We start from the raw sequence: 13,726 nt of genomic DNA, 5'->3' as shown, positions 1-13,726 counted from the left end.
GGAAAATTGATATTCTGCATTTTCAGGGAGGTTTAATTGAGAGAATTTGTTGTCCGTTGAAACACCACCACATCATCCCGTTGATAAAGAGACTGAAACCGAGGATCACGGGTGAGTTGGTTGGCGAGATTTTCACCGATTTCTGCTGTATCCGGCCAAGGATGACGTAAATTTAAAATGATATAATCAAATTCAGTTAAATTATAATCGGGTGAAACTTGACTTAACAATTTGAGGACAGGACGATGGGTAAAATGAGGGGCGAGTTGATTATCTGTTAACAGATTTCCTTGGGATTGAATTTGGGTAACGGCTTCTCGAGTTGCTGTCCAGGTATCGAGTCGATTAAAATAAATCCAAAACCGACCATATTTCCCAAACATCAGGAAAACAATGAATGACCAGAGGATAATCAATTGAGGGAGTTTGCTAGAATAAAGGAAACTTCCAGAGGCTTGTAAATCTTCTGGTTTTCTGATTTTTTTCCAGATTTTAGCGATCAGGGTTCCGAGATTAGAAGCATGATGTTCTAAGCTAGAAATAACGGTCAGCAACAGAAAAGGAAGAACGGGAATAGAATATTGATAGGCGAGACTCCGTTGAAAGGAAACATCAGATAAGCTATTAATCGCGATCGTCGGAAGGGCGGGAATTAAAGAGGTTAAATAACGGGGAGATAGCCACCAAATCACGGGAAAAAACAGTTGATAGAGGTAATCTAAGGTTGAGAGTGAAATCAATCGTCCTAATACTAAATCGGGTTTCAATATAAGATTAACGAGAATTTCTAAAACCGAGTCGCCTAAATAAGTGTAACGCCAAACCCCTTCGACTTCTCGCCCACTAAAGTTAGGGATAATCACCTGAGTCACTGTGATAAACCAAGCCATTCCTAAACCCAGTGCGATCGCCCCACAAATTCGCCGTTTTTCAAAGATTAACAGCCAAAACCCCAACGCCACTATCGTTAAGGACAACACCGCTTTACATCCTAATACCCAAAGGATCGCCAGACAAAACCCAAAAGTTTTTTGTAACCTCGCCGCTAAAACGGCGGCTAAAAGGGCGGGAAGTGCCATGACTTCAGGGTGAAAGTCAAACAGGTTAATATTAAAAACAACCGGATAGAGGATGTATATTGCTGCGATCGCCAGCGATAACCGTTCACTCAACCCCGCCAGACGTGCTAAACTCCAAGTCGGCCAAATTCCTAACGCCAGGACGATCGCTTGAACTAGCAGCAACAGGTAGACACTGGGATAGATTTTGTATAACAATCCTAGAGGATACACCGCCCATGCCCCATGATTTCCCAGGTGATGAAAACCCAAAATTGAGGAAACCGCAGGCTTTCCTTGACTGATCAAATAAATCACTTGATCGTAAATGCCCAAATCATAGCCAGTGGATTGAAACAGCAGGTGTCGCAGGCTACTACAAATCCAGAAAATGGCGATCGCACTGACGATCATCGAGATGACAGGTGAAGGAGGAAGCCAATTTTGAGGTTTTTTTGAGGAAGAAGATTCAGGCGATATCTGCATTCAGGTTCAATCCGTCTGTAATTTACGGCGCAATGTCCGATTGATCGTACAAGATTAACGACTCAGAGGGAACAGTGAACAGTATTGTAGGGGCGGGTGAGGTCAAAAATGTATATTTCTGATCAATAACCTTTCTAAACCCGCCCGTCTTACAGAGGATCACTTTCGGGGCGGGTTTACATCAGTTACTTGTGGGAAGCCTGGATCTGTTCGGAACCCGCCCCTACAACAGTGCATAACTGAGATGACTGTAAAGGGTATCTCGCTGTTGAAAGGGGCGCCCGATGGAAGAAATCGCTTGTTGTAAGGTTTCCGGTTCCATACAAGTCCCACCAACGGCGCCGGCCATCGTGGTAATATGTTCTTCCATGAGTGTACCGCCAATATCATTACAGCCCCATTTCAGGGCTTCTGTCGCCCCTGCAAGTCCGAGTTTGACCCAACTGGGTTGATGGTTCAAAATCCAATTTCCGAGGAAAATCCGGGCGACTGCGGTGAGTAATAAACTATCCTTTAAAACAGGTTGATCACGTCCTACTCGGCGTCGCAGGGAAGCGGGGGCTTCTTGACCGACAAACGGCAACGCGATAAATTCAGTAATGCGGGCGGGATAATTGCGGTCAATCGCGGTTTGTTGCAGCGATCGCAATTGTTGCAAATGTTCGATCTGCTGTTGCGGGGTTTCAATATGACCACAAAGAATTGTACTGGTTGTCGGAACTCCTAAACGATGGGCGGTTTCAACGATTTCTAGCCAAGTCGCGCTGTTAATTTTTTCGGGACAAATCACCCGACGCACGCGATCATCAAGAACTTCTGCGGCGGTTCCTGGCATGGAGTCTACTCCAGCATCTCGCAGGGCGCCAATAACGACATCATAGCGGAGATGGTCTTCACGGGCGATGAATTGTACTTCTTGGGGCGAGAAGGCGTGAAGGTGCAACTGAGGGAAGGTTTGTTTAATGGTTGCAATTAATTTGAGATAATAGGGCAGAGATGCACCGTTAACTTTCGCCTTGAGGTTGAGTCCCCCCTGCATACAAATTTCGGTCGCCCCTCGTTCAACGGCTGCCGTTGTTTTTTCTAAAATTTGAGCAGTATCTAACCAAAAGGCACCGTCTTCTCCCTCATCTCGCCGAAAGGCACAAAAATTACAATGCTGTTCACAAATATTCGTAAAGTTGATATTGCGGTTAATGACGTAGGTGACGGTATCTCCTGCTTGTTGATGGCGTAACTTGTCGCTAATCTCCCGGATGATTGTTATGATCGCAGGATCGGTTTGTTGGAGTAAGACGACGGCTTCTGTTACTGAAAGATCCTCTCGGGCAACAGCACGGTTTAAAATAGCATCAATGGTTTGAGTAAGCATGAAAAAGCCAACATCTATAGGAAGTTGCATCATCTGAGGCGGGTTTGGAGAAAAAGCTCATACTTCAATTCCGGTGTGAACCCTTTCTCTAAACCTGCTTGTAGTATAAATTATGATTAGGATTTTGGTGTTCAATTTTGAGTTAAAAATATGCACTCATTTTTCAATCCCTTGAAACCGATGTTGAATTTACATTCAAATTCTCAGAAGGCTAACAAACGTTTTCGGGTTTTAACGTTTAAATTTTTGAGTCTGAGTTGGGTTTTTACTCTGATTTTTGTCTTAGATTTTTATCAGGGTTCAAGTTCTAGGGTTCTCGCCCAAACCCCTTCTCCTCGAGTGACGGAAGACTCTCCAAGTCAGAGGAATTCTCCCGCTTCTAGAGAAGCTACCCCAGAGAGTCCAAACTCGACCGTGAAACCTGGCGATCGCAATAATTCTTCGTCTGATCCTGAACAATTATTTGAAAAGGGAGTCGAACAATTTCGCCAGGGATTATTTAGTGAATCCCTAGAAACGTTTAAACAAGTATTAGAAATTCGCCAAAACCAAAATAATCCCCTAGAAGTTGCAGCGACGCTCAATTATTTGGGTGATGTTTATGCGAATATGGGCGACAATGTAGAGGCTGAGAAAGCGATACAAAAAGCTCTCACGCTTTATCGTCAGCAAAGTTCTAATAGTAATGAAGTCAATCGAGGTGTGAGTCGCAGCTTGAATTTATTGGGGTTTGTCTACAGTAATACAGATAAACTCTCAGAGGCTTTAAAGTTACATCTAGATGCCTTGAAAATTGCTCAGTCGATTCAAGATCCGGAAAATATTGGAGAATCTCTGCATAATATTGCTTCAGTTTATACTCGTCAGGGTGAATTTGAACAAGCACTCGAATATTATGAAGAAGCGAGAACTTATCGTGAACAGGTTGGAGATTTGCGCGATCAAAGTCGTACCTTGAATAATTTGGGCGCACTCTATTTTAGTCGCGGTGACACGGAGAAAGCTATTGGAGTTTATCAGCAAGCTTTAGCTTTACGTCGTAAAATTGGCGATCAAGCCGGGGTTGGACGATTGTTGAGTAATATGGGTTATATCTATCAGCAACTTGGAGATAATTCTCAGGCGTTAGTTCATCTTCAGCAAGCGGTGGGTTTACTCGAAATCATCGAAGATAGAGAAAATGCGGCGAGGGTTTATGGCTTGATGGGTACCATTTATGAAACACTTGAACAACCTGAGAATGCGTTGAAAGCCTATCAGCAAGCTGTTGAACTCACGAAAGCGGGTGAAGATCGTGAAAAACTGGGTAATGCTCTCGATCAACTCGGTAATGCCTACTACAAACAAAGCCAATATCAACAGGCGGTACAAACCCATCAGCAAGCATTATCCTTGTATCAAGAACTAGAAAATAAACCGAAAATCGGAGCAACACTCAACAGTATTGGAGAAGCTTATGAAGGTTTGGGTGACTATTCTCAGGCTTTGGCTTCTTACCAACAAGCCTTAAAAATTCGTCAGGAAGTTGGCAAAAAAGCCGATATTGGTAAAACACTGAATCATATTGGCGAAGTGTACGAAAATTTGGGAGACTATTCTCAAGCTCTTAATAGTTTCCGCGAAGCGTTAGTGCTGCTGAAAGAAGCCGGAGACACCGAAGGAGAACAAGCCGCTCGTCAAAGTATCGAGTCTGTTGAACAAAAACAAAGTCAACAGACTCCATAAAGGTTCTAGTGTTTAAGTTGTATTGTCTAAAAGAACGGAGAGGGGGAGATTTTAACTCCCGGTACCTTTCGGCACACTCGAGTTAAACTCGAGTCATATTAAAATCTGTAACCTTTATAGAGCAGGCATTATAAAATTCATGTCAATTTAAAATCAGAAATTGCTCTATAAATGCACTATAGATAGGCTATAATCATGCTGTACTGTAGCTTTAGAAGGTTTTGAGATGACATCAAGTTCAGTTACTCAAAAGCAGGGGAAGTATCGGGGTAAGGTAGGTGTATCAAGTTCAAGAGGTAAACTCAGGCTTACCGTTCCTAAGTCTGTGTCAGGTAAGCCTGGCAGTTTTTTGAGCTTAGGTTTAATTGATAATCCTGAGAACAGAAAAGTAGCTTTAGCTAAAGCAGCACTACTGGAGTCTGACATACTCTATGAACGTGTTGACCCAACATTAGACCGTTATCGTGTTCTCAAGTCTGTAGCGGTATTAAACCCACCTAGCATTATCGAGGTTTACAGCTTGGGTAGTCTTTATAGCGATTATACTGAGTCAAAAAAGGGAAGGGTTAGACCAGGAACTTATAAGAACGGATACTTGGTTAACCTTTCCCACATCAAAAAATCACCTTACTTTGATATTAACGTCTTGGATGTGTCTGACGTTAGCTACGCCCAAAAAATTGCTGATTGGGCGAGTCAAACCCTCACAATCGGGACGGGTAAGCGGTTGATAGTTCAACTTAACGCCTGTTTCGACTGGGGGATTAAGTTAGGTAAATTAAAACTCAAAAAATCACCCTTTTCTGAAATAGAGAAACAGTTTGAAGCGAAACAAAGAAAGACCGATGAAAACTGGACTAACTTGGCATTTACAGCAAAAGAAAGGGATAGGATTTTAAACTATCTTAAACAAGATAGTAAAGGTTGTATTTATTACGGTTACACCGCATTCTGTTTTTATACAGGTGCGAGACCTGGCGAGGTTAGGGCGTTAACTTGGGATGATATCACACCTAATTGCACACACATCAACTTCAATAAAGAAATAGTTGACGGTAAGGGTGGACGTGTCACTGTTCAAGGGTTAAAAACAGAGGAAAAACGACTTTTCCCAATTAATGAACAGCTCAGGCAGATTTTAATTGAACAGAAAAAACAAGCAACCAATAGTGATAATTTAGTGTTTACATCACTCATGGGTTGTCCTGTTAATCCGTCTGGTTATTTCCGTCCTAAGATTTGGAGACCTACTTTAGCCGCGTTAAATATAGCTTATCGCAAACCGTATTGTACCAGACATACATTCATCACACTTTGCCTTGAGTCAGGAATGCCTGTTAAAGACTTGGCTAAATTAGTTGGCAACTCAGTGAATATTATTCACAAACATTATGCGGGTGTCAACGTAAGAATGTTAACAGTTCCTACTCTATAAGACAATTGACATTGTGTGAATAATCAGAAAAGGCTTCTATTCTTAGACAGAAGCCTTTTTTTGTCTTAACTAACCTTAGTTAAGTAAGAATCACTATGAAATTCTTCCCTTGATAATATCTCCCTTCTCCTTAATTTTCTTATAATATCAAGCCAGTTTTCAATTTTTTCATATTCAGTTTTTATGATTTATACCAACACCTCATCTTCGCATTTAACCATTACTTTAAACATAATTTTTGTTATATAGTTTGTTTGCACTATAAACGCACTATAAATTGACTCTATAGAGCTATAGAGTAGAATTCTGTTTTTCGTTTTGACAGGCTGTAACCCCTGTCAAACGGAGAGGGTGGGATTTGAACCCACGAGAAGCTATTAACTCCTACTCGATTTCAAGTCGGTGCTTTCTTTTGCCTTCAATCCATTATTGTATAAGGCTTTCAGAAGTCAAAATTCTCTGGGTGTGATTAGAATTCGCTCCAGTTTCGCTCCAAAAGTGACTATTTGATGACGTACTCAAAGTTCAGGGACAGATAATTCGCTTCTGTGGCCTGCATAGTTCTGGTAGATTATTTCAGCGCTATTACCTACCCACTTGCCTATATCTTTTGCATCTACGCCCGCTTCTAGACAAAGGGTAATAAATGTGTGTCTGGTCTGGTATGGTTTCCGGTACTCAATTTTTAAGTTGTCAAGCACTTTGACCCATACTTGGCGAAATGAGGTTGTACTAAATACTTTTCCTTTGGTTGAGGTTAATACCAAGCCTTGACTGGATTGACGGGTTGATTGGATTTCTCTAAGTAGATTTTGGACTTGATTGTTGCAGGGAAACACCCGCTTACTCTGGGTTTTGAGTCCGTTGCATTTTTCCCTTCCTCCAACACCCGCTACTATGGCATTTCTGAAAGTGATTTTGCTCAGGTCGTCTGAGATGTCATTCCAGGTCAAGGCGATCGCTTCACTCGGTCTACAGCCAACATAAAAACAGAAGGCAACGTAATAGTAATAATGAGGCTGTTGTGAGCGGGTTCTAAAAGCTTCTATGATGGCGTCTCGCTCAAGACTGGTGAATGGATTAATATCAGTTTCCTCATCCTCTGATTTCTTGATCCGCTTCCTGGCTTTCCCTGCCATTCCTTCAAAGGGTGAACGGTTCAGTTTGACTCGCTTAGATTCAACAGCCCACTTTAAGCAGGCGTTGAGCTGAACCATTAAGCGCCTGCAAGTGTCACCCGAAAGGGTTTGACTTCCCCAGTCCAGCATCTTTTGAGCATAACCAGTGCTTTCTAAGTTGGGGTCAGTATTTGCAAAAGGCGATCGTTGAATGTGACCCAATATAACCAGATAATTACCTCTCCATGTTCCCGGTCGGACGCTTGAACGCCTAATTTCTATGTATTGTTCATAGAGTTTTACTAGGGTTTCTTTACTGGGTTTCTGTTCAGGAATGACTGTTTTTTGTGGGCGATAGCGTTCAAGAGTTGGGTCAAAGCGCTCGTAGAGAATATCAGCTTCAATCTGTTTAGCTTTGGCTTCTGCAAACTTGCGGTTATCGGGGGTGTCTTGTAGGTTCAGGTACAAATATCTCCGTTGTCCTTCACACAGATAACGGGGGATTGATAGCCGTAAAACTCCGTTGTAAGGCGACACCCCAACCTTACCCTTGCGGCGTTTGGATGAGTTGTTCATTAATTGTTTGTTGTATCTCTGACGGTTAAATCCGTTTAAGCTCGTTTTCTGGCAATATCAAAGGTTCAGTTTTATAACCCAAGTCCATTAGGACAATGTAGGTATGGATTTGACTTTTGTTTAATCCGTTGTATTTTTCAACAGAGCCGTAGCGACCTTTGAACTGCCCACCCACAATCGCAACTCTGTCTTTTGGGTCTAACTTGGGCTTGCTCATGGGGTGAATGTAGCCATCCTTGCGATAAATCCGACCTATTCCTTCAATTTTTTTGAGGAATGTCTCTACTTCCTCTGGATTATCTGGGAAGCGACTGAAGAACTCTTTCTGACTGAAACGTACACCTTCTAGCAAAGTTTCATAGAGGCTTTTCTGGATTTGAGTCTGGATCGGTTCAGGTGATGGTTGTGTATTTGAGATGTTTGGTTTTTGTGAAACGTTGATTTTTAGTGGATCAGGTGGATCAGTATCCTGAATTGCTTTGCTAGAGGGGTTTTTAAGGTGATCCACTTCTTTTTCTAGTGGATCACCTAGAGGTGGATCACTGGTATGGAGTGGATCAGTATTAGGTCGGCGCCAAGCTCTAGGCCTTTTACCGTTCTCAGACAGCCTCGTTCTACTCCAGCGTTCCCGCTTTAGCACTTTGGTGATGATTCTTGATATGGTCGCCTGGTCATTGACTCGGGTCGTATCAACAGATTGAATATTTTTGAGTATCCAGTCTATAGTGACTTCATTTTTATCAGAGAGCAGATTTAGGATTTCTTGTTCCAGGGGCAATTCATCTCTGAAGTCTTCATTGATCTCGTTGGATTGCTTCTGCTCAGATGCGGTCAACCACCAAATTTCCCCTTGACGATAGAGATGAACAGCAGCAGCCCAAATCTGATCGCGGTGTTCTTTGAGCCAGTCAATGTCAATTTCTGGTTTGTTGACCTCAATAATATTGAATCTCCGGCTGCCTGTATCATCCCGTAGAAAGTCGTCTGTGTTTGTGGTTCCGACAATGATAGCCCGTCTGGGTATGGGTTCACATTTACGTCCGTAAGGTTCACGGATTAAATCAACTGACGTTGAGAGAAATGACTTGATTTTTCCCACATCTTTCTTGCTGGTAATGCTTTCAAACTCGCTCCATTCACAGCCCCAGACGCGGTGTAGTTTTGCTACTTCATCTTTGTTTGAAATGTCTCCTACGTTGTCGCAGAAGTATTCTCGTCCAAACAACGTTTCCCAAGTTCTTGACTTGTTAATTCCCTGACGAGGACTCTGCAAAATTGTCACGGATTCACATTTGCATCCGGGGTCATAAACTCTCGCCACTGCACCAACAAGCGTCTTTTTGAAAATTATTTGATGTATGGGTTCATCCGTACCAAGCAAGTTTTCTGCCAGGTTGTCTAAGATTTTTGTGTCGCTGTATTGTTGAGCGCATTGGTCTAAATAATCCCTTACAGGGTCGTAGGCATTCTCTTTAGCCAGTTTTCGGATAATCCCCTCAACGGTTTTATCTTTCGCGTCAATTGTTATCCCAAAGTATTCGGAGATATCATCTTCTAGAAAGTCTAGATAAAAACGTTCTCCTTTGATGCCTAATTCTTCACTAAACAGCTCAATTTCTCTAGTACGTTCATTGAACCTCAATTGATTACCTATTACTTGTCTTGCTCTGTCGCGCTCCATTGCTATTTTAATGGCTTTATTGTCTTTGGCTCTAACGTTCTTGTCTGGTAGCTCTAAGGGTTGATTTTGTGGTTGTGGAGTGATGAGTTTTGCAGTCTTTTCTAACTGTTTAACTCGTTGGTCGGGTGTCAGTTCAACTTGCTCAATCCAGTCAGCAATATCACCTTTTTCTGGCATCTCTGACCACAGATCAACCGGGTTAATGACCGCAATGGGAAAGTCTATCTGTTGGGCTGCTTTGATGACTTTCTCTGCTTTATTGGTTCCGGCTTCATCATGGTCTGGAAGGTAGAGAAATCCTTTAACTCCTGAGCGTTTGAGTGTCAGCAGGTCAGCTAGGATGTCATCAAGCGTCCAGCTTCCCCCTTGCCAGGTGATCGTCACAATCTGATTCTGACGGGCTACCTCAACGCATTTTTCACCCTCAACGCCTAACACCCATTTACCCTTACCATGACGGATTGCCTCGTCAATCCGGTAAGCATTCCAGGGTAAGTCACCCTTACCTAATACCATCTCGGTGTCTTGCTGGTGATAGGGTAGGACTTTTTTACCAAGTCGCTGACTTCCCTCAAACTGCTCAAGGCGTCTCACTTCCTGTCCAGGTGCGTAGGGATAGACGGTGATAACTTGATTGCCTTTGGTGATGGGTTGAGGAATTTTAGGCGGTTCGGGTAGTCTTGCCAGTTCAATAGTTGGTTTAGGGGGTGAACTAGGGCGATAGGAGTAGCCGTTAGAATAGTCGCGGCGTTCTCTCTCATCTGCCGTCAGGATTTTAGCAATCAGCCTGGTATCTCCACAAGTCCAGCACTGATATTTTCTAGTCTTCTGATCAATGCTAAGATTGTGGCTATCACAGGCAGGGCAATGATACTTACCTTTTTCCTTGGCAGGTTCTAGCTTGCCTAAGTATTTGCGGATATCAAACTCGGAGGTAAACATTAGCGATTACCTCCTTTAGTTGTTGGAAAGTTTACAGTTTTTCCGATGAACGACTTAAAGGCTGTGTCGTTACATTGCTTTTTAAGTCTTGTTATGGGATAATTCATTGTATAATTAAACTCAGCAAATTTTTAGCCCATCTCTCTCAAATCAGAAGCGCAGAGTGATGGGTTTGACTTTGCTGGTCAAAAAGACGGTTAGGTGTCAACTGATGGGGACTATTTGGATATCCCATTCCTCGGAGTTCGTTACGCTCCTAGCTCGCCGGATTTCTCTACCGCTACAAGCTACCCGGTGGTAGTTACTATGTACTCACGAATAGAGAACCTATGTAATTTAAACCACTATTATGGACTTACAAAATTACTGTGTGCGTTAAGCTACTCTCGCGAGTATCGCAAGCTCTCTCTGTCAACCGTCTTTTACTATTTCTTTTTGACCAGCATACAACAAACCAGACCGAGAGGGAAGATGTATGAGTAAGAAATATCGTCAAAACAAGAAAAAAGGCAGTGAAAAGCCTGAAGCAGAGTTTTCCCCAGAGTTTTTAATAACTCCAGACCAAGCTAAGAAGCTTTACTACCTTTGCCTGGAATTACACGTCCGGGGGATGATTCAATGTCCTTCCCGGTATATTGATACGTCCAGTACACCATCTCGCCGAAGCTATTGCCGTGTATGAGCTGCTTGCAGGTTAGCAGTTTAGCGTCTTTCAACTCACCGATCAGGCTACGGATTTTGTAAGAGCTATCGGGCTGCATACACGGTTTGACTGAACTCCAGTTAAAGGGTTGTGGTTGTTCTTCCAAAAACCTCAGTAGCCCATAGGCTGCAATGCTAATTTTTTTGCCTTGTACTTCCATGTTGATTGGTTTCTACTGCCGATAAAAATGGATAGCCTTGTATAGTAGCGCGTTAGTCGTGTTTGGTGTAAGCAGAAATTCTGCTACAGAGTTATATACTGTTGTTATAGAGTTAAGCTCTACGTCACTGGAGTAATGCGTTATGCACGGTTATAATGAAAGGCTGATTCCTGTGATCATTGACCTAACTGAAGCCGCTACATCAGGACTGGTCGGGATTGAGAAGTGTTCTCACTGGCGACTCAAACATCCTCTCTACCCGTTAACCTGACCTCAAATCGGCTCTTAACTGAGTTCACATCAATCTTTAACTCAGCCTCAAGGTAAGCCCGTTGATATTGGCTCTCTCCCCTGTTGTTGTAATTGTCAGAGACCTGTAACAATTGGATGACGTTAGCACGGGCTAGGAGGTCAAAGAAGGCTTTCCAGTTCTCAATCTCTTGTTCCGTTGCAGTCAGTCGGATTTTGGCGGTCATGGTATCTCCTAGAGCGGGGTAGATTGTTTGCGATCGGGTTGAGCTTGAGCAGTTCTTCGTGTGAGTAACAGTTTCCCCAAGTTTCCCCGTCAAAACAGAGCCAATATTGGAGAGAAGTTTCACTGTCCTCTTCAACACCAATCACATAGGACTCAATTTCACCTAAAACAATTTGACCAAAGCGTTCAAACAAAACTTCTTGACCAATAGAAAAGACTGGGTAGCCTAAAGCATCTGCAATATTGTTTTCTACCCAGTCCCAAAACTGTTGTTGTGAAAACATAGCTGTTTTATACAGATTGCAATTCCCTTAAGATGTCATCACGCAAGTCCGAGGGAAGCTGCTTAAACAGTTCCTTGATTTCCTTTTTCGTTTCTCCAAAAGTTTGATTAAGGTAATAGTCCTCATCATAATCAAAGAAGTCATCAAAACATGACGGCTCAGGCTTCACAATCAGCTCTTTTTTGATGATTACGCAATTGTTGATGATGTAGGCGACAAGATCAAGTATTTGCTGATTGGTTTCCTGATTCTTCAAGCAGGCTTCTTCTGAAATCAAAACTTTACTCAATTTTCCGTTGAGTTCACTGATGAGAAGTACGCATTGACCAACAATATGGTAGGGCCAATCTGTGTCATCTGAAATTTGATTAATATCTCTCATTGTTCAATACCTCTTTCATTACAATCAACGTGAACAAACATCATTCAACCTCCAAATAATCAGTGTGGTTTTTAAAGCAAATTAGGGGTGTAAATCACCCCTATAAACTGCTTAGTTGTTGTCGTGTTCGTCTACCAACTTTGGTTCAATCACTTCTGAGAGAACTGGTGACGCCTCCACTACAGATGACTGTTCAACTGTCGGTTCTGACTGTCGATTGCCTCTGTTGAAGAATTGCTCAATCTGGGTTAACAAATCATACTGGATTTCTTCAGTCTGACTTGTTTCCTGAGCTGTGATAAAATCGGTCAACACGTTTAATTCACTGTCTACCCGTTGCCGTTCACTGATGGCGATGGGTTTGTTTTTGTGGTTGGTGTCGTAGGCTAGGATACTACATCCAAGAGCGGTTGAGGATGCGACTGTCTTCCATAGAATGTCAAGCTTTGGTGACAACGAGAGAACAGATAACAGTCCGGCACAACCAAGCCAGAAACTAACCCGTCTATCAATCCTTTCAGGGATGGAGATTAGAGCCATGCTAGGTTCACTCCTGTGATTGCTGCAATCACCACAAAAGCAGTTTTAACCTGATGAAATCTGCTCTTGTTTGACTCGGCATAGTAGACCAGTAAACCGCCAATAATGATGGTTTTTGCGAGTAGTAAAACTACTAGCACCCACTGCCACCAAATCAGGTTGGGCTGAATCAATCGGGCTACCAGTAAGGCAATATTAAATGATGCCAAACTGAGGGCTATTAAGTCAGCGTACCGGGTACTAAGCATAGAGCGTTTCCTTTAGCTGATTGACCTTTTCCCGTCGCAGTTGGAACCGTTCATCAATGCGTCCGATTAATGCCTCTCCTTTGACTTCAGAAAGTGATAGCCGTTGGTTCTGTTCATGCAGTCCGGGTTTGAGTTTACCGTTGAGATATTCTCCGGTTTTAATCTCGCCATCCCGTGCATCCAGGATTTTTCCCAGTCGTTGACGTTTGTGACTTTCCTCTGACTTGTAGATGCGTTTAACGGACTCCAAACTGTCGGTATCAGCGCTGAACTTTCCCCGTTGTAAGGTGACTTGTTCTTTCAGGTCTTTGGCTTGCAGTTTGGCGGCTTCTACTTCCTCTGGTGTGAGGCGTTCAATCCCGGTGAAATTTCCTCGGTAGTGTTCAGCAAAGTTGTACTGATTGTTGCTGATTGGGGGCGCTGTGTTGGCACTCTGGAGAATGCTTTCAGCTTCACTCATGGACTGTGAACCGATTGACTTGTTCTGTTTCTTACCTAGTCCAAACATCTAATCAATCTCCTTAACGATTGCCGAAACTTT

General features: G+C 42.8%; 13 protein-coding genes. 3 read left to right on the top strand and 10 right to left on the bottom strand.

Annotated features, from left to right (window positions below):
* Positions 1-32: 32 nt before the first annotated feature.
* On the bottom strand, positions 33-1,544 hold the full coding sequence (locus tag WN50_RS04290; RefSeq protein ID WP_046278658.1) for a DUF2079 domain-containing protein: 1,512 nt from the start codon (positions 1,542-1,544) through the stop codon (positions 33-35).
* A 223-nt stretch (positions 1,545-1,767) separates the two neighbouring features.
* Positions 1,768-2,916, bottom strand: a complete 1,149-nt coding sequence (gene cofH / locus WN50_RS04285; RefSeq protein WP_046281950.1) for a 7,8-didemethyl-8-hydroxy-5-deazariboflavin synthase subunit CofH — start codon at positions 2,914-2,916, stop codon at positions 1,768-1,770.
* 150 nt (positions 2,917-3,066) lie between these two features.
* On the opposite strand from cofH, the gene WN50_RS04280 reads away from it, so the two are divergent.
* Positions 3,067-4,641: a tetratricopeptide repeat protein gene (locus WN50_RS04280; RefSeq protein WP_053221430.1), complete on the top strand. Its 1,575-nt coding sequence runs from the start codon at positions 3,067-3,069 to the stop codon at positions 4,639-4,641.
* A gap of 226 nt (positions 4,642-4,867) precedes the next feature.
* The gene (locus WN50_RS04275) at positions 4,868-6,076 is read left to right on the top strand and encodes a site-specific integrase (RefSeq protein WP_049558035.1); all 1,209 of its coding nucleotides are present in this window, start codon (positions 4,868-4,870) and stop codon (positions 6,074-6,076) included.
* A gap of 518 nt (positions 6,077-6,594) precedes the next feature.
* On the opposite strand, the gene WN50_RS04270 is transcribed toward WN50_RS04275, so the two are convergent.
* The 3 genes from WN50_RS04270 to WN50_RS04260 form a co-directional block, all read right to left on the bottom strand.
* A complete protein-coding gene (locus WN50_RS04270) occupies positions 6,595-7,770 on the bottom strand; it encodes a site-specific integrase (RefSeq protein WP_046281949.1) in 1,176 nt (391 codons plus the stop codon).
* Positions 7,771-7,795: 25 nt separating this feature from the next.
* A complete protein-coding gene (locus tag WN50_RS04265) occupies positions 7,796-10,393 on the bottom strand; it encodes a virulence-associated E family protein (protein ID WP_046281948.1) in 2,598 nt (865 codons plus the stop codon).
* Positions 10,394-10,959: 566 nt separating this feature from the next.
* Positions 10,960-11,256, bottom strand: a complete 297-nt coding sequence (locus WN50_RS04260) for a hypothetical protein (RefSeq protein ID WP_046281947.1) — start codon at positions 11,254-11,256, stop codon at positions 10,960-10,962.
* Positions 11,257-11,398: 142 nt separating this feature from the next.
* On the opposite strand from WN50_RS04260, the gene WN50_RS36845 reads away from it, so the two are divergent.
* Positions 11,399-11,527, top strand: a complete 129-nt coding sequence (locus tag WN50_RS36845; RefSeq protein WP_281062693.1) for a hypothetical protein — start codon at positions 11,399-11,401, stop codon at positions 11,525-11,527.
* A 161-nt stretch (positions 11,528-11,688) separates the two neighbouring features.
* On the opposite strand, the gene WN50_RS04255 is transcribed toward WN50_RS36845, so the two are convergent.
* The 5 genes from WN50_RS04255 to WN50_RS04235 all read right to left on the bottom strand — a co-directional run bounded on the left by WN50_RS04255 (position 11,689) and on the right by WN50_RS04235 (position 13,693).
* Positions 11,689-12,015, bottom strand: a complete 327-nt coding sequence (locus WN50_RS04255; protein WP_049558031.1) for a hypothetical protein — start codon at positions 12,013-12,015, stop codon at positions 11,689-11,691.
* A gap of 7 nt (positions 12,016-12,022) precedes the next feature.
* Complete coding sequence (locus WN50_RS04250) at positions 12,023-12,397, bottom strand: hypothetical protein (protein ID WP_046281637.1); 375 nt, start codon at positions 12,395-12,397, stop codon at positions 12,023-12,025.
* A 111-nt stretch (positions 12,398-12,508) separates the two neighbouring features.
* Positions 12,509-12,937: a hypothetical protein gene (locus WN50_RS04245; RefSeq protein WP_046281485.1), complete on the bottom strand. Its 429-nt coding sequence runs from the start codon at positions 12,935-12,937 to the stop codon at positions 12,509-12,511.
* Positions 12,928-13,185 (bottom strand): hypothetical protein, encoded by a 258-nt coding sequence (locus tag WN50_RS04240; protein WP_049558029.1) that lies wholly within the window; start codon positions 13,183-13,185, stop codon positions 12,928-12,930. Before WN50_RS04240 ends, WN50_RS04245 begins: the two co-directional genes overlap by 10 nt.
* A complete protein-coding gene (locus WN50_RS04235) occupies positions 13,178-13,693 on the bottom strand; it encodes a hypothetical protein (protein ID WP_152964701.1) in 516 nt (171 codons plus the stop codon). Before WN50_RS04235 ends, WN50_RS04240 begins: the two co-directional genes overlap by 8 nt.
* Positions 13,694-13,726: the final 33 nt, after the last annotated feature.

The sequence above is a fragment of the Limnoraphis robusta CS-951 genome (genome assembly GCF_000972705.2).
This window is presented reverse-complemented; position numbering and strand designations above follow the sequence as displayed.